The 18,096-nt window shown below is 70.0% G+C and carries 14 protein-coding genes; 7 read left to right on the top strand and 7 right to left on the bottom strand.

Annotated elements, in window-relative coordinates; all coding sequences use genetic code 11:
- Nucleotides 1-232: 232 nt before the first annotated feature.
- The 4 genes from ACK41C_RS04905 to recF form a co-directional block, all read right to left on the bottom strand.
- Entirely contained in the window at nt 233-1,309 is a 1,077-nt protein-coding gene (locus ACK41C_RS04905; RefSeq protein ID WP_409651054.1) for a methyl-accepting chemotaxis protein, read from the bottom strand.
- Nucleotides 1,310-1,496: 187 nt separating this feature from the next.
- A complete protein-coding gene (locus ACK41C_RS04900; RefSeq protein WP_409653915.1) occupies nt 1,497-2,021 on the bottom strand; it encodes an OmpA family protein in 525 nt (174 codons plus the stop codon).
- A 205-nt stretch (nt 2,022-2,226) separates the two neighbouring features.
- Nucleotides 2,227-4,653 (bottom strand): DNA topoisomerase (ATP-hydrolyzing) subunit B, encoded by a 2,427-nt coding sequence (gyrB, locus tag ACK41C_RS04895; protein WP_409651052.1) that lies wholly within the window; start codon nt 4,651-4,653, stop codon nt 2,227-2,229.
- Nucleotides 4,653-5,795, bottom strand: coding sequence for a DNA replication/repair protein RecF (gene recF, locus ACK41C_RS04890; RefSeq protein ID WP_409651050.1), 1,143 nt, complete (start codon nt 5,793-5,795; stop codon nt 4,653-4,655). Before recF ends, gyrB begins: the two co-directional genes overlap by 1 nt.
- A gap of 97 nt (nt 5,796-5,892) precedes the next feature.
- Here recF and ACK41C_RS04885 point away from each other — a divergent pair, with 97 nt between their 5' ends.
- Entirely contained in the window at nt 5,893-7,698 is a 1,806-nt protein-coding gene (locus ACK41C_RS04885) for a TonB family protein (protein WP_409651048.1), read from the top strand.
- A 32-nt stretch (nt 7,699-7,730) separates the two neighbouring features.
- Entirely contained in the window at nt 7,731-9,350 is a 1,620-nt protein-coding gene (locus ACK41C_RS04880) for a cisplatin damage response ATP-dependent DNA ligase (RefSeq protein ID WP_409651046.1), read from the top strand.
- Here the strand turns inward: ACK41C_RS04880 and ACK41C_RS04875 are convergent.
- Nucleotides 9,347-9,868 carry a D-glycero-alpha-D-manno-heptose-1,7-bisphosphate 7-phosphatase gene (locus ACK41C_RS04875; protein WP_409653912.1) on the bottom strand — a complete coding sequence of 174 codons (522 nt, stop codon included), beginning with the start codon at nt 9,866-9,868 and terminating at the stop codon, nt 9,347-9,349. The genes ACK41C_RS04880 and ACK41C_RS04875 overlap by 4 nt on opposite strands.
- An 84-nt stretch (nt 9,869-9,952) precedes the next feature.
- Between ACK41C_RS04875 and ACK41C_RS04870 the strand changes: the two genes are divergently transcribed.
- From ACK41C_RS04870 to ACK41C_RS04855, 4 genes are all read left to right on the top strand, one after another.
- Nucleotides 9,953-11,782 carry a dipeptide ABC transporter ATP-binding protein gene (locus ACK41C_RS04870; RefSeq protein WP_409651044.1) on the top strand — a complete coding sequence of 610 codons (1,830 nt, stop codon included), beginning with the start codon at nt 9,953-9,955 and terminating at the stop codon, nt 11,780-11,782.
- A 67-nt stretch (nt 11,783-11,849) separates the two neighbouring features.
- Nucleotides 11,850-12,938: a GNAT family N-acetyltransferase gene (locus tag ACK41C_RS04865; RefSeq protein WP_409651042.1), complete on the top strand. Its 1,089-nt coding sequence runs from the start codon at nt 11,850-11,852 to the stop codon at nt 12,936-12,938.
- 74 nt (nt 12,939-13,012) lie between these two features.
- A complete protein-coding gene (locus tag ACK41C_RS04860; protein ID WP_409651040.1) occupies nt 13,013-14,221 on the top strand; it encodes a threonine ammonia-lyase in 1,209 nt (402 codons plus the stop codon).
- A 14-nt stretch (nt 14,222-14,235) separates the two neighbouring features.
- Nucleotides 14,236-14,736, top strand: a complete 501-nt coding sequence (locus tag ACK41C_RS04855) for an FKBP-type peptidyl-prolyl cis-trans isomerase (protein WP_409651038.1) — start codon at nt 14,236-14,238, stop codon at nt 14,734-14,736.
- Between the two features lie 7 nt (nt 14,737-14,743).
- Here the strand turns inward: ACK41C_RS04855 and ACK41C_RS04850 are convergent, their stop codons facing one another.
- Nucleotides 14,744-15,037: a hypothetical protein gene (locus ACK41C_RS04850; protein WP_409651036.1), complete on the bottom strand. Its 294-nt coding sequence runs from the start codon at nt 15,035-15,037 to the stop codon at nt 14,744-14,746.
- Between the two features lie 128 nt (nt 15,038-15,165).
- On the opposite strand from ACK41C_RS04850, the gene ACK41C_RS04845 reads away from it, so the two are divergent.
- Nucleotides 15,166-17,337, top strand: a complete 2,172-nt coding sequence (locus ACK41C_RS04845; RefSeq protein ID WP_409651034.1) for a copper-transporting P-type ATPase — start codon at nt 15,166-15,168, stop codon at nt 17,335-17,337.
- On the opposite strand, the gene ACK41C_RS04840 is transcribed toward ACK41C_RS04845, so the two are convergent.
- Entirely contained in the window at nt 17,327-17,824 is a 498-nt protein-coding gene (locus ACK41C_RS04840; RefSeq protein WP_409651032.1) for a winged helix-turn-helix transcriptional regulator, read from the bottom strand. The two genes, ACK41C_RS04845 and ACK41C_RS04840, sit on opposite strands and share 11 nt — an antisense overlap.
- Nucleotides 17,825-18,096: the final 272 nt, after the last annotated feature.

Below are 18,096 nucleotides of genomic sequence, written 5' to 3'. Positions count from 1 at the left end.
CAGTCTACTGGCCGAATCGCAGCCGCGCCTTCCCACCTTCTGCGGGCGTAAAGGTTTCGTTCAGGGATGATCCGGCGTCGCGCGGAATGATCGCGCTACCGGCGATAATAAACCATGAAGAGAGCTGAACGCTCAGGCGACACCTCGCCGCATCACCGCCGAAATTGCAAAAAGTTTCCCGAAATACTTCGGACCGCGGCGGCGACTATTGAATAGCGAAGGCGCTGGAAGCTTAGGCTGCGCGATCTCGCCGCGCGGCGCCATCGGGCTCGCGTTGCAGGATGCAGCCGTACCAGCCGAGGCCGCGGTAGGTTTCGTAGCCGGGGGTGAGCGCATAGCCCACCGTCACGCCGTCGGCCGCGTAGCTGCCCAGGCCCCGGGCTTCGGAGGGCAGGTTGAAACGCTCCTCGAGCTCGCCCTGGCGGTCGGAGGCGGCGAGCACCCGGCCCTGGGCGTCCAGCAGCAGCACCCGGGAGCGGGCGCGCTCCTCTTCGGTCAGGCGCACCCCGTCGACCACCGCATGAGCCTGGGGCCGCCAGTCGAAGTGGATTCCGAGGACGCCGAGCGGAGCGCCGTCGGAACGGCCCCCCTGACGGATCGCCGCGGCGTAGGTGGCCACCGGCGAATCGCCGAGCGCCGGTTCGCGCTGGATGTCGCAGGCAACGAACTCATCGCCGGAGACGGTGCGCAGGGCCTCCGCGAACCAGCGCGTCTGGGCTACCGAAAGGGTCTTGGCCTGCGGGTAGCGGTCGGGCCGCCCGCTGGCGACCACTCGCCCCTCCCGGTCGCAGATCCAGAGATCGAGATAGACGGTGTAGGCGCCGAGGATCACGCCCAGCCGCTGGCTGGCGTGGCGGCTGGCGGCGTCGGAGGGTTCGGCGAGGCAGTCGACCACCGCCGAATCCGTGGCCCACCAGCGCACGTCGCAGGTGCGTTCGTAGAGGTTGCGGTCGACGATCTCGATGGCGTTGAGGGCGAGGTCGGCCAGCCGCTGACCGCGTAAATGGGCGAGGATCGCGCCGCCTACCGCCGACAGTTCCGCAAGGTCTGCGCGCACCTGGCTTTCCATCGCCAGGGCCACGTCGTCGATCTCGGCGGCAATCCGCTTGAACTCCTCGGCGACGATGGCGAAGCCGCGCCCGGCTTCGCCCGCGCGGGCGGCGGTGATTAGGGCGTTGATGGCCAGCATCTTGGCCTGGCGGTTGATGGCCGAGATTTCGCCGATCTTGTCGCCGGCCACCGCCGACAGACGCTCCGAAAGCTCCAGAATCCGCTCGGGGACCAGCGTGCCGGAGTCGGTTTCGGACAAGGGCCGCCCTCCGCTTCGCCAAAACGAATCAGGAGGTTAGGCGCGCCGGCGCCGAAGGTCGAATGGTGATCGGCGTCGGGCCGAAATCTGCTCGAACGACGGGCGCCGGCGCCCGGTCCTTAAGCAAAGATCGCACGCGAACCGGGCGGCGCGACGACGCCCCGCCGCCCGGCGCGGTAACGACGCTCTAGCTCAGCACCACCACGACGACGCGGCGGTTCTGGGCCCGGCCGTCGCGGCTGTCGTTGGGCGCCACCGGCGCGTCTTCGCCGTAGGAGATGGTCGCCATCCGGTTCAGCGCCACGCCCTGGCGGTTGAGATACCGGCGCACCGCCTCCGCGCGCTTGGCGCCGAGCTGTTCGTTGTAGGTGGTCGGTCCGGTGGCGTCGGTGTGGCCCTGGATCTCCAGATAGACGTTCCGGTTCTCCGACTTCAGGCGTTCGGCGAATTCGGCCAGCCGCGCCTCGGCCTCCGGCGACAAGGCCGCCTTGTCGAGGGGGAACTTCACCGAATCGTCGGACAGCACCATAGAATAGACGAACTTGCCTTCGGCCAGCTTGCCCGCGGCGACGGCGCGCTCCAGGGCCTCGCGGCTGGTGCGGTCGAGTTCCGCCAGCTGGGTCTCGTGGGCGGTGACCTGGGTCTGCACCCGGCCAACCTCCTGGTTGACGTAGTTCTTGGTGGCGCAGCCCCCGAGGCCGAGCGCGCCCATCGCAACGGCGCTCAAGGCGAGCGCCTTAAAGTTGTGAAGTTGGATCAAAGATAAGTCTCCCGCGTCTCAGTCCGCAGCCGTCGAAACGCCTCCGCTCCTCCCCCGACGAGGAGCGGCTGCAGGCTGCGTTGAAAGACTTGAGAGTCCAACAAGGCCATTTGGTGGCCGGTTTAGGGCCAAGCGTGGCGGCGAGACTCTGGAAGTGTCAGACGTCGACCTCGGCGTCCAGCGCGTTTTCCTGGATGAACTCGCGCCTGGGTTCGACAAGATCACCCATCAACCGGGTGAACATGTCGTCGGCGTCGTCGGCGTGGGTCACCTTCACCTGCAGCAGAGTGCGGGCGTCGGAATCCAGGGTCGTCTCCCAGAGCTGGTCCGGGTTCATCTCGCCCAGTCCCTTGTAGCGCTGGATCGAGAGCCCCCGCCGGCCGGCCTCCATCACCGCGGCGACCAGGTCCAGCGGCCCGCGCACGGTCGTGGTGCGGTCCCGGCGGGTGAAGGTGGCTGGCTTGTGGAAGGTCTCGGCCATGGCGGCCGCCCGTTCCGCCAGGCGCCGGGCGTCGGCGGCGTGCAGCAACAGGTCGTCCAGCACGATGCGCTCGGAGACACCCCGCTTGATCCGGCTGAAGGCGAAGCCGCCGCCGGCCGCCGCTTCGCCCGACCAGGCGCCGTCGCCCTCCTCGGCATAGAGGTCGAGCCTAGCGGCCGCCCGGGCCGGGTCGCCGCCGCCCTCGCTGAGTAGGCCGGCCAGGGCCGCCTGTTCGATGGCGAAGGCCGGGGCGCGGGCCGCCAGGCGCTCGACGTTCGCCCGCGCCGCGCGGCTCTGCTGCACCAGCGCCAGCAGGTCCGCGCCGGTCAGCCGCTCGCCGGAGGCGAGTTCCAGAACCGCCCCGTCGACGCCTTCGTCCATCAGGAAGGTCTCGAGTTCGGCGTCGTCCTTCAGGTAGCGGATCGACTTGCCCTTGGCCGCCTTATAGAGCGGCGGCTGGGCGATATAGAGATAGCCGCGATCGATCACCTCCGGCATCTGCCGATAGAAGAAGGTGAGCAGCAGGGTGCGGATGTGGGCGCCGTCGACGTCGGCGTCGGTCATGATGACGATCTTGTGGTAGCGCAGCTTCTCGATGTCGAAGTCGTCGCGGCCGATCCCGGCGCCCAGCGCGGTGATCAGGGTGCCGACCTGGTCCGACGACAGCATCTTGTCGAACCGCGCGCGCTCCACGTTCAGGATCTTGCCGCGCAGGGGCAGGATCGCCTGGTTCTCGCGGTTGCGCGCCTGCTTGGCTGAGCCGCCGGCCGAGTCGCCTTCCACCAGGAAGATCTCGGACTTGGCCGGATCCTTCTCCGAGCAGTCGGCGAGCTTGCCGGGCAGGGAGGTGATGTCGAGCGCCGACTTGCGGCGGGTCAGTTCGCGGGCCTTGCGGGCGGCCTCGCGGGCGGCGGCCGCCTCTGCGATCTTCTGGACGATCAGCTTGCCTTCGTTGGGATGCTCTTCGAACCAGCTTCCCAGGCCTTCACTGACCAGCCCCTCGACCGCGGGCCGCACCTCCGACGAGACCAGCTTGTCCTTGGTCTGGGACGAGAACTTCGGGTCCGGAACCTTGACCGACAGCACGCAGGTCAGGCCCTCGCGCGCGTCCTCGCCGGAGACCGAGACCTTCTCGCGCTTGGCCGCGCCGGAGGTCTCCGCATAGTTCGAGATGATCCGGGTCAGCGCCGAACGGAAGGCCGCCAGGTGCGTACCCCCGTCCCGCTGCGGGATGTTGTTGGTGAAGCAGAGGACGTTCTCGTGGTAGCCGTCGTTCCACCAGAGCGACAGGTCCAGCTCGACGTTCTCGCGCCGCCCGCGGATCACGATCGGCGCTTTCAGGAGCGGGGTCTTGGCCTTGTCCAGGTGGCGCACGAAGGCCTCGATGCCGCCCTCGTAGCTCATCACCTCCTCGAATGGCTCGGCCTCGCGATGGTCCTTCAGCCAGATGGTGACGCCGGAATTCAGGAAGGCGAGCTCGCGCAGACGGTGTTCCAGGGTCTTCCGGTCGAACTCGATGAAGGAGAAGGTTTCGGTCGAGGGCAGGAAGGTGACTTCGGTGCCCGAAAGGAACTCGCCGTTCTCGCGCTTGGGCGCCACGCCGGTGACCGCCAGCGGGGCGACCGCGTCGCCGCGGCGGAACTCCATCTCGTGCTTCAGGCCGCCGCGATAGATGACCAGCTTCAGCCAGTCCGAGAGGGCGTTGACCACCGACACCCCGACCCCGTGCAGGCCGCCGGAGACCTTGTAGCTGTTCTGGTCGAATTTCCCGCCCGCGTGCAGCTGGGTCATGATGACCTCGGCCGCCGAGACGCCTTCCCCCTCGTGGATGTCGGTGGGGATGCCCCGCCCGTCATCGGTGACGGTGCAGGAACCGTCGGCGTTCAGGATCACCTCCACGCGGGTGGCGTAGCCCGCCAGGGTCTCGTCGATGGCGTTGTCGACCACCTCGTAGACCATGTGGTGCAGGCCCGAACCGTCGTCGGTGTCGCCGATGTACATGCCCGGCCGCTTGCGCACCGCGTCCAGGCCCTTGAGCACCTTGATGGACTCCGCGCCGTACTCGCCGCCGCCGTTGATCTCGCCTTGGGTTTCGTCGGTCATCAGCTATCCAGAATCGCCAGGCCAGAGCCGTCCACGCGGACGCCCTGGGCCCGGCCTTGAAGGTCCTCGAAGAGATGCTCGTCCGTGCCGGTCAGAAAAGCCTGGAGCCCGAGCGCCTCGATTTCGTCGAACAGCGCGGCCCGCCTCCCGCGGTCCAGGTGCGCTGCGACTTCGTCCAGCAATAATATAGGGTTCGGCGCTGATTCTGCACGCGAAAGACGCGCCGCCTGGGCCAGAGTCAAGTTCAGGATCAGCGCCTTCTGCTCGCCGGTGGAACATTCGGCCGCAGGGCGGTCCTTTTCGGCGTGGATGACGGCCAGGTCGCCCCGGTGCGGACCGGTCAGGGCGCGGCCGGCGGCGGCGTCCCGATCCCGCGCCGCAGCCAGGGCGCCGGCGAGGCGGCCGACGATCTCGTCCAGTTCAGCGCCGGCGGCCGCCAGCCCTTCCCACTCGCCGGTGAGCGAGAGCCGGGCCTGGGGAAACGGCCGGTCGCCGCGGCCGTCGATCTCCGCCTGTAGAGCCGAAAGGGTGCGGGCGCGCGCGGCGGCCATCAGGGCGCCGGCTTCGGCCATCCGCGCCTCCAGGGCCGAGAGCCAGGCCGGATCGGCCGGGCCGTCGGACAAGAGACGCATGCGCTCGCGCTGGGCCTTCTCATAGGCCGAGACGTGGGCCGCATGCGGCGGCTCGGCGGCGAAGACCAGGCGGTCGAGGAACCGGCGCCGATCGGCCGACCCCTCCAGGAACAGGCGATCCTGAGCCGGCGTCAGCCAGACCTGGCGCTGGTGGTCGGCCAGGCGGCCCGGCGGGACCGTCTCGCCCTCGATCCGCACCGTCCGGCGGGCCGCGCCCGGCGTCTCGGCGCCCGTGCCGATGCGGACCGGCTCGCCGTCCTGCTCGACCACCGCGGCCACGGCCCAGGCGCGACCCTGGGCCTCACCCGGCAGGCGACGCCCGACCTCCGACAGCGCCGCCCCGCGCAGGCCCCGGCCGGGCGTGAACAGGCTGACCGCCTCCAGCAGGTTGGTCTTGCCCGCGCCGTTCGGCCCGGCCAGGAACACCGGGCGCCCGTCCAGCGCCAGCTCCGCGCGCGCATAGGACCGGAAGTCGGTCAGCGTCAGATGGCGAAAGGCGGCGCGGGTCACCGGCGGGTCATAGCGGGTTTCGCTCCCCGGCGCGAAGGGTTGAGGCGGACCTGGCGGCGGCTAGACTGCAGGCGAGGCGCGGGGGGAGTTCATGGGCGTGCGTATCGTCTTGGCGGGGTTGTTCGCGCTGGCGTGGGCCGGAACCGCCTTGGCTGCCTCGCCGACCGTCACCAATCCCGATTGGGAGGTGCGACCCGACGCCGAAGACCTGGCGCGCGCCTATCCGCCGTGGGCGCAGGCGCTGGAAATCGAGGGTCAGGCGCTCCTGGTCTGCACGGTGGATTCCGTGGGCAAGCTGCGGGATTGCCAGGCGAAGGGCGCCCCCGCGGGGGTGGGTTTCGATCGTGCGGCGCTCCTCCTCGCGCGGCATTTCACGATGCGTCCGAAAACCGTCGATGGGCGTCCGACCGACGAGGGAACGGTTCGCATTCCCATCCGCTTCCGCCTCCCCGCGCCTGCTGACCGGACGCCCGGGGAGGTGAACGAGGGCGCCGCGGCTTCGCCGCCGCCGGTCGCGCTGGAGGTGGTTCGGCTGTCGGGCTTCAGCGACGACTTCGCAAGGCGCCGCAAGGCGGCCCTCGATCCCCTCGAACGCTGGGGCCGGGCCGTGATGGATTCCGACGTGCTGGAAGACGTCCTGGCCGCCATGCGCGAGGCAGACCGCAGCGCCTTGGAAGAGCTGGAAACCTCCGCCGCAGCCTTGCTCGCGGCCAGCCTCAGCGAAGAGGACCTGGACCGCTGGCGGCAATTTCTCGGCTCGACCGCAGGACGCACGCTGCGAACCAAGGCGGGGGAACTGGCCATCATCGGACCGGCTAGCGCGAAGTGGCGGCGCATTACAGCTCTTCGCGCGCGCGAACGCTTCTGTTTGGTCCGGGAATGTCGGGCGGAGCTAAACCTCGCGCTGAAGCGCGAGATGGAAGCCGCGGAGATCCCGACCGTCGCTTCGCCGGAGTGGTCGCAGGTTCCGAACCCATTCCAGTTCCAGCGCGCCTATCCGGCCATCGCCAGGACGTTCGAGATCGACGGTTGGGCGCTCCTGAAATGCCGAGCCACGGAGCTTGGGCTGCTTGAAGCGTGCGAGATCATGGCCGCCGCGCCATCCGACCTGGGGTTCGGAGCGGCGGCGCTCGGCCTTGCGCAATACTATCGGCTGGCGCCGCGGATGCTCGACCTCGGGGCCGCGGGAGACACCGTGGCGGTCCCGGTGGTGTTCTTCGACATCCGCCAGCCGAAGCCCGAGCCGCCGCCGCGCCCGCCGGAAAGCCCAACGCTGCATCTCGCGCGCCAGGTGGCGGAGGCGATGGGACAGGCCGATCAGCTCACGACTATGGCCGAAGGCTGGGCCGCGTGGCTCGCCAATCAGGACGGCTCGGCGGAGCCCGAAGCCGTCCGGCTGGCGGCGGGGCGGGCCCTGGAGGAAGCCGTCGCCGAATTTCGTGCGGCCGCGGTGGACGAGACGGCCGAGCTTCTGGCGCGAATCCTGAGCGAGGCGGAGCTGCATCGGGCGCTGGCCCACTTCCGCCGGCCGGAGGGTCGTCTGCAGGCCGGTCGCGACGCCGCCTTCGTCGAGGCCTCGAGCGCGCTCTTCTCCCGCCTGGCGGCGAAGCACGGCGCCCGGGCGCGCGCCATCTTCTGCCAGCGCCGTGCTTGCGAGATCTCCACCGCCGACCTCGAAATCCCCAGCCCCGGGAACACCCCGTCCGCCGCGGCGTTGGCCAAGGCGGAGGAGAGCGCCATGGCCGAGCCGAAGCCGCCGCCCGACCCCCGCCGCGAAGGCGGGGCGACCGACGCATCCCAGACGCCCCCGGCCGAGCCGGAGGAAACCGGCATGATCGAGGAGGGCGAAGGGCCGCCGCCTGTTCGCGACGAGCGTCCGGGCGGCATGATCGGCGAAGGCTGACGGTGGGGCTGGGCCGGTCCTAAACTCGCCTCATGCGCGCCTTCGCCGAGCTCCTGGACCGCCTGTCTCTGACCGCCTCGCGCAACGCCAAGCTCACCCTGCTGCGCGACCACCTGACCGGCGTGCCCGACCCCGACCGCGGCTGGGCGCTGGCGGCCCTGACGGGCGACCTCGCCTTCGATGCGGCCAAGCCCGCCTTCATCCGCAAGGCGGTGGAGGCGCGCATGGACCCGCTCCTCTTCCGCTGGTCCTACGACTATGTGGGCGACCTGGCCGAGACCGTCGCCCTGGTCTGGCCCGCGCGGCCGGGCGCAAACCGCGAGCCGGAGCTTTCCGAGGTGGTGGAGGCCCTGCGCACCGCCTCGCGTTCGGAGGTGCAGCGGCTGATCGAGGGGTGGCTGGACGCGCTGGAACCCACCGGCCGCTGGGCGCTGCTGAAGCTGATGACGGGCGGTTTGCGGGTCGGTGTCTCGGCCAGGCTCGCCAAGCAGGCGGTCGCCGAGATGGGCGGGGTCGAGATCGCGACGGTGGAGGAGGTGTGGCACGCCCTGCATCCGCCCTATGAAGATCTGTTCGCCTGGCTGGAGGGTCGCTCCGACCGGCCTTCGGCCGCGGCCCCGGGGCGGTTCCGGCCGGTCATGCTGGCCCAGGCGCTGGACGAGGCGGTGGATTTCGCGCGGCTCGATCCGGCCGACTACGCCGCCGAATGGAAATGGGACGGCATCCGCGTCCAGGCGGTCTGCGAGGGGGGAATTCGCAGGCTGTACACCCGTACCGGAGACGACATTTCCCGCACCTTCCCCGACCTTTTGGAGGCGCTAGAGTTCGAAGGCGCGCTGGATGGCGAACTCCTGGTCTTGCGCGACGGGCGGGTGGCGAGCTTCGCCGACCTCCAGCAGCGGCTGAACCGCAAGAGCGTCGACGCCAGGCTGATACAGGCCTATCCGGCGGGTGTCCGCGCCTACGACGTGCTCGCCCTGGGCGACGAGGACTTGCGAGTCCTGCCGTTCGCCGAGCGCCGCCGCCGCCTGGAGACCCTGGTCGCAAGCCTCGCCACGTCCCGCATCGACCTGTCGCCCCTGCAACCCTTCGGGAGCTGGAAAGAGCTGGGCGAGCTGCGCGCCGCGCCGCCGCCCGGCGACCCGGAGGTCGCCGAGGGCCTGATGCTCAAGCGCTGGGATTCGATCTACGAGGCGGGCCGGCCCAAGGGACCATGGTTCAAGTGGAAGCGCGACCCCTTCCTGATCGACGCGGTGCTGATGTACGCCCAGCGCGGCCACGGCAAGCGCTCCAGCTTCTATTCCGACTACACCTTCGGGGTCTGGACGACGGACGCGGCCGGCGCGCGCCACCTGACGCCTGTCGGCAAGGCCTATTTCGGCTTCACCGACGAGGAGCTGAAGGAGATCGACAAGTTCGTCCGCGATCACACGGTTGAGCGGTTTGGTCCCGTGCGGTCGGTGCGGGCCGAACCTCACGCCGGCCTTGTCTTCGAAGTGGCTTTCGAAGGGCTGCAGCGCTCCACCCGGCACAAGTCCGGCGTGGCCATGCGCTTTCCCCGCATCAACCGCATCCGCTGGGACAAGCCGCCCGGCGAGGCCGACGAGTTACCCACCCTCGAACGGATGCTGGAGCAGATGGAGGGCCGCTAATCCCGCGGCAGTTCCGACGCCAGGAACTCGAAGAGGTCGCCGCCCCGGAAGCGCAGACCCCGCACGCCGGCCCGGCGCGCGGCCTCCATGTCGGCCTCCTTGTCGCCGACCATCAGCGAGCGGGCGGCGTCCACCGGCCATTCGTGCATGGCTCTCAACAGCATGCCGGGATTGGGTTTGCGGTCCGGCGGGTCGGGGTGGCGATAGGCTTCGCTCGTGGCTTCCGGATGGTGCGGGCAATAGTAGAAGGCGTCGATCCGGGCGCCGATCCCTGCTAGGTCCTCGGACATCCGCGCGTGCAGGATGTGCACCGCCTCTTCGGCGTAATAGCCGCGGCCCACCCCCGACTGGTTGGTCACCACGAACACCCACCAGCCGGCGCGGTTGAAGGCGGCCACCGCCTCCCGCGCGCCCGGGATCCAGCGGAAATCCTCCCAGCGGTGCACATAGCCGGGATCCTCGTTCAGCACGCCGTCGCGGTCGAGGAACAGGGCGGGACGGGTCGGATGCTCGCTCACGTCGGTCAATATAGGCTCAGCGCCTTCGTTATGCCGAAGGAGCCGGCTATGGTCGTTTCCCAATCGTCAGTCCAGAGGTCTTCCGTGGCCCAGCCTTCCGCCGCCCCCGTTCTCGAGATCGAGAACCTGAAGGTCGATTTCCGCACCCACGACGGGATCGTCAACGCCGTGAAGGGCGTCTCGCTCACCGTCGGACGCGGCGAGGTGCTGGGCGTGGTCGGCGAGAGCGGCTCGGGCAAGAGCCAGACCTTCATGGCGGTCATGGGCCTGCTGGCCAAGAATGGCTCGGCCTCCGGCGCGGCGCGGTTCCACGGGACCGACCTGCTCACCCTGAAGACCGCCGCCCTGAACCGCATCCGCGGCTGCAAGATGACCATGATCTTCCAGGATCCGCTGACGGCGCTCACCCCCCACGTGAAGATCGGCGACCAGATCGCCGAACCCCTGCGCCTGCATCTGGGCAAGTCGCACAAGGAGGCCCGCGCCGTCGCCCGCGACTGGCTCTCGCGCGTGCGCATTCCCGAGGCCGCGCGCCGCCTCGACCAGTATCCGCACGAGCTGTCCGGGGGCATGCGCCAGCGGGTGATGATCGCCCAGGCCATGGCCTGCCATCCCGAGCTGCTGATCGCCGACGAGCCGACCACGGCGCTCGACGTGACCGTGCAGGCCGAGATCCTCGACCTGATGGCCGAGCTTGGCCGGGAGACCGGAACGGCCATGGTGCTGATCACCCACGACATGGGCGTCATCGCGCGCCTCGCCGACCGCGTCTGCGTGATGAAGGACGGCGCCTATGTGGAGGAAGGCCCGGCGGAGACGATCTTCGCCGCGCCCAGGGACCCCTATACCCGGGCCCTGCTGGAGGCGATCCCTCGCCTGGATCGCGACGACCGCGGCGGGCGGCCGACCACGGCGCAAGTGCCGGCCGACGCGCCGGTGGTCGTGGAGGCTTCGGACATCAAGGTGCACTTCCCGGTGCGCCAGGGGGCTCTCGGCAAGCCGCGCCTGCTGCGCGCCGTCGACGGCGTGTCGCTGAAGGTGCGGCAGGGCGAGACCCTGGGCGTGGTGGGCGAGAGCGGCTGCGGCAAGTCCACTCTCTCCCGCGCCGTGCTTAACCTCATCCCGCCGACCGAAGGGGCGGTGACCCTGATGGGCCGCGACATCACCCACGCCGAACGCGAGTCGCTGCGCGCCGCCCGCCGCGACCTCCAGATCGTCTTCCAGGACCCGCTGGCGAGCCTCGATCCGCGCATGACCATCGGCGATTCCATCGCCGAACCCCTGCGGGTGTTCCGGCCCGAGATGAAGGGCCTGGAACGCGAAGTGGAGGTGCGCGGCATGATGCAGCGCGCCGGGCTCTCGCCCGCCCTCATCAACCGCTATCCGCACGAGCTGTCGGGCGGCCAGAACCAGCGGGTCGGCATCGCCCGGGCCATGATCCTGAAGCCGAAGCTGGTCATCTGCGACGAGGCGGTCTCGGCCCTCGACGTCTCCATCCGCGCCCAGATCATCGACCTGCTGATCGACCTGCAGAAGGAGATGGGCCTGGCGATGATCTTCATCAGCCACGACCTCGCCGTGGTGCGGGAGATCAGCCATCGGGTGATGGTGCTTTATCTCGGCCGGGTGGTGGAGCAAGCCGACCGCGATCGGCTCTACGGCGCCCCCCAGCACCCCTATACGAAGGCCCTGCTCTCGGCCGCGCCGATCCCGGACCCGGCGCGCGAGCGGACGCGCAAGCGCCTGAAGCTGGAAGGCGAGCCGCCCAGCCCGCTCGATCCGCGCAGCGCCCTGCGCTTCGCGCCCTCCCGCCTGCCCGCCGATCCGAACGCCCCGATCCTGGCGCCGGTGCTGAGGGAGGTGGCGCCGGGCCATCTGGTCGCCGAGTTCGATCCGCCCGCCGAAGCGGCCTGACGGCAACCCGCAGGAAAGGAACGGCCGCTATGGTTGCGGCTCGACCTTTCGCGCAAGGAACGCCCCGTTGGAGATCGACGTCCTTCGACCGCAGGACCTCGCGCCCGCGCGCGCGGCCCGCTGGGCGGAGCTGCAGGGCGCCGATCTGGCGCTCGACTCGCCCTTCCTCGGTCCTGACTGGGCCCTGGCCGTGGAGCGGGCGCAGGGCGAGCGCGCCGGAATCCGCGTGGCGGTCCTGAGCGACGGCGGCCGTGATCTCGGCTTCCTGACGGCGCGCGCAGGCGCGCTTACCGCCATGCCGGCCGGCGCCCCCATGTGCGACTATCAGGCCCTGGTGGCCGAGCCTGGCGTCGAGATCGACGCTCGCCGCCTGGTTCGGGCGCTGGGCGTGCAGCGGCTCGACTTCTCCTGCATGCTCCAGGACCAGCCGGCCTTCGCCCCTTATCTGCGCGGCGCGAGCGAAAGCTATGTGGTCGACGTCTCCGAGGGATACGCCGCCTATGAAGCCGATCGGCGCGCGGCCGGGACGGGAATACTGAAGGACGCCGAGCGCAAGCGCCGCAAGGCTGAACGGGAAGCCGGCGAGGTGGTGTTCGAAGCCTTTTCCGGTTCCGCGGCGGCCTTCGACCAGATGATCGCCTGGAAGAGCGCCCAGTACCGCGCCACCGGCCAGACCGACATCTTCGCCACGCCCTGGACCGGGCGGTTGCTGAAGGACCTGTTCGAGCGCCGTACGCCGGCCTTCGGCGGCGGCCTCTTCACGCTGACGATCGGCGGCGAACTGGCGGCGGCCCAGTTCAATCTCTGCGGCCCGCGCACCGTCCACGGCTGGATGATCACCCACAACCCGAAGTTCGAGCGCTATTCGCCGGGCATCATGCTGTTCCAGCAGATCCTGCGGTGGATGGACGGCGGGCCCTATCGCTGGCTCGATCTCGGCTATGGCGACTACCGCTTCAAGCGGGAGCTTTCGAACCGCAAGCTAACCGTGGCGCACGGCTTCGTGGGCCTGCCCTCGCCGGCGGCCCTGGCGCGGGGCGTCGCCTATTCGGTGCGTCGGACGGCGGAAGCCCTGCCTTTGGGGCCGGTCTCCGAGCTGCCAGGAAAGGCCATGCGTCGGCTGGATCTCTGGCGCGGCCTCAGGTCGCCGGCCTGAGCGGCGCCCAGCCCGGCGTTGCGGCCGGGCGCTTGCACGGCTAGACGTGGCGCTCCTCCCACCTTGGCCAGGCCATGACCTTTTCCCTCGACGACATCCGCGCCGCCGCCGACCGGCTGAAGGGGCATATCGAGCGTACGCCCTGCCGCCGCTCCCGGACGCTTTCGGAGATCACCGGCGCCGAGGTGTGGGTGAAGTTCGAGAACCTGCAGTTCACCGCCGCCTACAAGGAGCGTGGGGCGCTCAACACCCTGCTGCAACTCTCCGACAACGAAAAGAAGCGGGGCGTGATCGCCGCCTCGGCCGGCAACCACAGTCAGGGACTTTCCTATCACGCCGCCCGCCTCGGCATCCCCGTCACCATCGTCATGCCGCGCGGCACCCCGTTCGTGAAGGTGCAGCAGACCCGCGCCCATGGGGCCGAGGTGGTGATCGAAGGCGACGGCTATGACGAGGCCTCCGCCGTCGCCCTCAAGCTGTGCGAGGAACGCGACCTGGCCTTCGTCCACCCGTTCGACGACGAGACGGTGATGGCCGGCCAGGGCACGGTGGCGCTGGAGATGCTGGAGGACGTGCCCGATCTCGAAATCCTGCCGATCCCGATCGGCGGCGGCGGCCTGATCGCCGGCTGCGCCACCGCGGCCAAGTCGATCAAGCCGGACATCCGCGTCGTGGGCGTCGAGCCGGCCATGTATCCCTCCTTCACCGCCAAGATGCGCGGCGTGAACGGCGCGGGCGCCAATGGCGGCGCCACCATCGCCGAAGGAATCGCCGTGAAGGCCGTCGGCGAAACGAGCTACGCCATCGCCCGGCCGCTGGTGGACGAGGTGCTGCTGATCGAGGAGCCGCACTTCGAGCGCGCCGTCGCCCTCTACTGCAATGTGGAGAAGACGGTGGCCGAGGGGGCTGGGGCGGCGTCGCTCGCGGCCCTGCTCGCCTATCCGGAGCGGTTCAAGGGCAAGAAGGCCGGGCTGATCCTCACCGGGGGCAATATCGACACCCGGCTGCTGGCCTCGGTGCTGACCCGCGAGCTGGTGCGCGACCAGCGCCTGGTCTCCTTGCGGATCATCGGGGACGACCGCCCGGGCCTGCTGGCCACCGTCTCGGCCGTGATCGGCCAGATGGGCGCCAACATCATCGAGGTGGCGCACAACCGCCTGGCCCTGGACGTGCCCGCCAAGGGCGCCGAATTCGACATCATGATCGAGACCCGCGACGCCCAGCACACCCAGGAAGTGATGGACGCCCTGCGCGACCGCGGCTACCCGCCGCGCGCGGTCTGAAGGGAGCCTCGCCCATGCGTATCCTTCCCGTTCTGATCCTCGCCCTGTCGCTCGCCGCCTGCGGCCCGCGCGAACCGGCGCCAGACCTCGCGGCCTCCGCGGCCGAGGCCCGCGCCTTTCTGGAGAAAAACGCCAGGGCCGAGGGCGTGCAGGCCCTGCCGTCCGGCGTGCAGTACCAGGTCGTCCGCTCCGGCCCGGCGGAAGGCTTGAAACCCGGACCCAACGACGAGGTGAAGGTTCATTACGAGGGCAAGCTCGTCTCCGGGAAGGTCTTCGACTCCTCCTACGAGCGCGGCCAGCCGGCGGCCATGCCCCTGCCGGCCCTGATCCCCGCCTGGAAGGAAGCCCTGCAGCTGATGCGGCCCGGCGACGAATGGATCCTCTATGTCCCGCCCGAGATGGGTTACGGAGCCGAAGGCGCCGGCGGCGGCGAGATCCCGCCCAACAGCGTGCTGATCTTCCGCATCGAGCTGATCGACGTCCTGCCCGCCCCCGGCCGCATCGGCCTGGGCTGAGGCCAGGCTATTTCGTCGGAGCCTCGGCGGCCCGCATCTTTTCGGCGCACTGCTCGTGCATGCGGGCCATTTCCGCCTCGGTCAGCGGCCGGGTCTTCGAGCGCTGGGCGGAGCCTGTCTTGTCCCGGGCGTGGTCGTGGCGGGCCTTGCCGTCCATCTTTCGCCCCATCACCGCCTTGCAGGTCTCGTGGCTGGGTGCGTCTTCGGCGCTGGTCGTCGTCGAGGCGGCAGGGTCTTGCCGGGCGAAGCCGGGGCCTGCGGCGAGAAAGCCGGCCGCGGCGGCGATAAGAAGCATGCGCATGGGCGTCTCCTTCCTGATCCCAGCACGCTAGGCTCGGAGGGGGGCGCCGCCTTGCGTTCTATCAAGGTTCGGCGGCACGGTCGGATTGCTATGGGCGCAGCCAGGTCGCGAAGCTCCGGAGCCTGAGCATGGAAATCCGTCGCCACGCCGAGGAATCAGGCCGGGCCGCGCCGTCGCCCGTGCGCCCCGGCGTCATCTACACCTGCCCGATGCACCCGCAGATCCGGCAAACGGGGCCCGGCGCCTGCCCGATCTGCGGAATGGCCCTGGAGCCCGAGACGGTTGCAGCCGACGAGGGCCCGAACCCGGAGCTCGCCGACTTCACGCGTCGGTTCTGGGTGGGGCTCGCCCTGACCCTGCCGGTGCTGGCGCTGGAGATGGGCGGCCATGTCACCGGCCTGATGATGCGGCTGGGCGCGCAGGTTTCGGGCTGGCTGCAGTTCGCGCTCGCGACGCCCGTCGTGCTGTGGTGCGGCTGGCCGTTCTTCGTCCGCGGCGCCCGGTCGGTGGCGACGCGCCGCCTCAACATGTTCACCCTCATCGCCATGGGCGTCGGAGTGGCCTGGGCCTACAGCGTCGTGGCGACGTTCTGGCCGGGGGTCTTCCCGCCCGCATTCCGCCGCGAGGACGGATCGGTCGCGATCTACTACGAAGCCGCCGCCGTCATCACCGTCCTCGTCCTGCTGGGGCAGGTTCTGGAGCTCCGCGCCCGCGAGCGGACCTCCGGCGCCATCAAGGCCCTGCTCGACCTGGCCCCGAAGACCGCGCGGCGCCTGCGCCCGGACGGGACCGACGAGGAGGTCCCGCTCGACCGGGTCGATGTCGGCGACCGGCTTCGCGTGCGCCCGGGGGAGAAGGTTCCCGTCGACGGGGAGCTCCTGGAAGGGCGGGTCTCCATCGACGAATCCATGGTCACGGGGGAGTCCATGCCGGTGACCAAGGCGCCGGGTGACAAGGTGGTCGGCGGCTCGATCAACAAGACCGGCTCCTTCCTGATGCGGGCCGAGAAGATCGGCGCCGACACCCTGCTGGCCCAGATCGTCCACATGGTGGCCCAGGCCCAGCGCAGCCGCGCCCCGATCCAGCGCATGGCCGACCAGGTGTCCGGCTGGTTCGTGCCCGTCGTCATCGTGATCGCCGCGGTTTCCTTCCTGGTCTGGGGCCTGGTCGGTCCGGAGCCGCCCTTCGCTTTCGGCCTGATCGCGGCGGTGTCGGTCCTGATCATCGCCTGTCCCTGCGCCTTGGGACTGGCCACGCCGATCTCGATCATGGTCGGCGTGGGCCGCGGCGCCCAGGCCGGCGTGCTGATCAAGAACGCCGAGGCCCTGGAGCGCTTCGAGAAGATCGACACCCTGGTGATCGACAAGACCGGGACCCTGACGGAAGGCCGCCCGGCGGTGGTCGCCATCCGGACGGCGGCGGGTTTCGAGGAGGCGGAGGTTCTGCGGCTGGCCGCCGGCCTGGAACGCGGAAGCGAGCACCCCCTGGCGGACGCGATTCTCCGCGCGGCGGCCGAGCGCGGCCTGCCGCTTTCGCAGCCCACCGAATTCGATTCCCCCGTGGGCAAAGGCGTGCTCGGCGTGGTGGAGGGCCGCAGCCTCGTCCTCGGCTCGGGCAAGTTCCTGGCCGAGCAGGGGGTCGTGACCGCCGGCCTCGAGGCCGAGGCGGAGGCGCTTCGCGCGGAGGGCGCCACGGCGATCTTCGCCGCGGTGGACGGGGCGGCGGCGGCGGTCTTCGCCATCGCCGATCCCATCAAGCCCACGACGCCGGAGGCCGTGCGCGCCCTGCAGGCCGAAGGGGTGCGGCTGGTGATGATGACCGGCGACAACCGCACCACGGCCCTCGCCGTGGCCCGCAGGCTGGGGATCGACGAGGTCGAAGCCGAGGTCCTGCCCCAGGACAAGGCCGAGGTCGTGGAGCGGTTCCGGCGCGAGGGGCGCAGGACAGCCATGGCCGGAGATGGCGTGAACGACGCCCCGGCCCTGGCCGCGGCGGAAGTGGGCGTCGCCATGGGCGCAGGCGCCGACGTGGCGATCGAGAGCGCCGGGGTGACCCTGCTGCAGGGCGACCTGCAGGGCCTGGTCAAGGCTCGCCGGCTGTCGCGGGCGGTGATGCGCAATATCCGCGAGAACCTGTTCTTCGCCTTCGTCTACAACGCCGCCGGCGTTCCGATCGCCGCCGGGGTGCTCTATCCGGCGTTCGGGTGGCTTCTGTCCCCCGCCATCGCTGCGGCGGCCATGGCGCTCTCTTCGGTCAGCGTGGTGGGCAACGCCCTGCGTCTCCGCTCGCTCAGGCTTTGAGGCGCGCCACCACGGCCTCGTAGGCCGCCTGCAGTTCCGCGCGCACCTGGGACGAGCCGGGATCCGCGTCGCCCAGGTGCTCGGCGCGCAGCTCGTCCATGAAGCGTTCCCAGAGCGGCGGTCCGCCTTCCTCCAGGAGCTGGGCGCGGATCGAGAGCTCCTCGGTCACCGGCAGGTGCCGCCGGCCCCACGCAGCCATCTGGGCGAGGATCGGCAGCAGCTGCACCCCCCGTTCCGTCAGGCTGTAGATCGCCTTCTGCTTGTGGCTTGGGTCGTCCCGGCGGGTCAGGATCCCCTGTTCGGTCAGCCGCCGCAGGCGGTCGGCCAGGATGTTGGAGGCGATCCCTTCCTCCGACTGGGTGAGCAGCTCGCGGAACCGTCGCCGGGCGCCGAAGATCATGTCGCGCAGGATCAGCAGGCTCCAGCGGTCGCCCAGGACCTCCAGGGTCAGGTTGATCGGGCAGCCCGACCTATGGGCGATGGTCATGCGTCGTTCCTAGAAACCAGTTGCAAAGCGCACACGGTACAGGCCTGCAGCAACTGATTGCAAGCCGCAATCCGAATTCGGGCCCTTGAGCCAGGGAAGGGCGGTCACAGCGTCCGGCCGGGGGCCGGGTTCCCCCGCGCCGAGAGCCGCTTACGGCTCTCAAAAAATCAACCCATGGATGGGGTGACCGATGCGACAACTTGGCGCAGATGCCCGTTATAGGTGAAATTTAGGGCTTGATTAACTGCCAACCGAAATAGTCCGTCGGGTCT

Source organism: Phenylobacterium sp. (assembly GCF_046290725.1).
In the GTDB taxonomy this organism is placed as follows: domain Bacteria; phylum Pseudomonadota; class Alphaproteobacteria; order Caulobacterales; family Caulobacteraceae; genus Phenylobacterium.
The sequence above is the reverse complement of the archived record's forward strand: the minus strand, read 5'-3'. Positions and strand labels throughout refer to the sequence as shown.

Coding starts and splice junctions, on each gene's coding strand:
- ACK41C_RS04900 (WP_409653915.1), bottom strand. CDS start 2,021: ATGGGCGCGCTCGGCCTCGGGGGCTGCGCCACCAAGAACTACGTCAAC.
- gyrB (WP_409651052.1), bottom strand. CDS start 4,653: ATGACCGACGAAACCCAAGGCGAGATCAACGGCGGCGGCGAGTACGGC.
- ACK41C_RS04880 (WP_409651046.1), top strand. CDS start 7,731: ATGCGCGCCTTCGCCGAGCTCCTGGACCGCCTGTCTCTGACCGCCTCG.
- ACK41C_RS04860 (WP_409651040.1), top strand. CDS start 13,013: ATGACCTTTTCCCTCGACGACATCCGCGCCGCCGCCGACCGGCTGAAG.
- ACK41C_RS04855 (WP_409651038.1), top strand. CDS start 14,236: ATGCGTATCCTTCCCGTTCTGATCCTCGCCCTGTCGCTCGCCGCCTGC.
- ACK41C_RS04850 (WP_409651036.1), bottom strand. CDS start 15,037: ATGCGCATGCTTCTTATCGCCGCCGCGGCCGGCTTTCTCGCCGCAGGC.
- ACK41C_RS04845 (WP_409651034.1), top strand. CDS start 15,166: ATGGAAATCCGTCGCCACGCCGAGGAATCAGGCCGGGCCGCGCCGTCG.
- ACK41C_RS04840 (WP_409651032.1), bottom strand. CDS start 17,824: ATGACCATCGCCCATAGGTCGGGCTGCCCGATCAACCTGACCCTGGAG.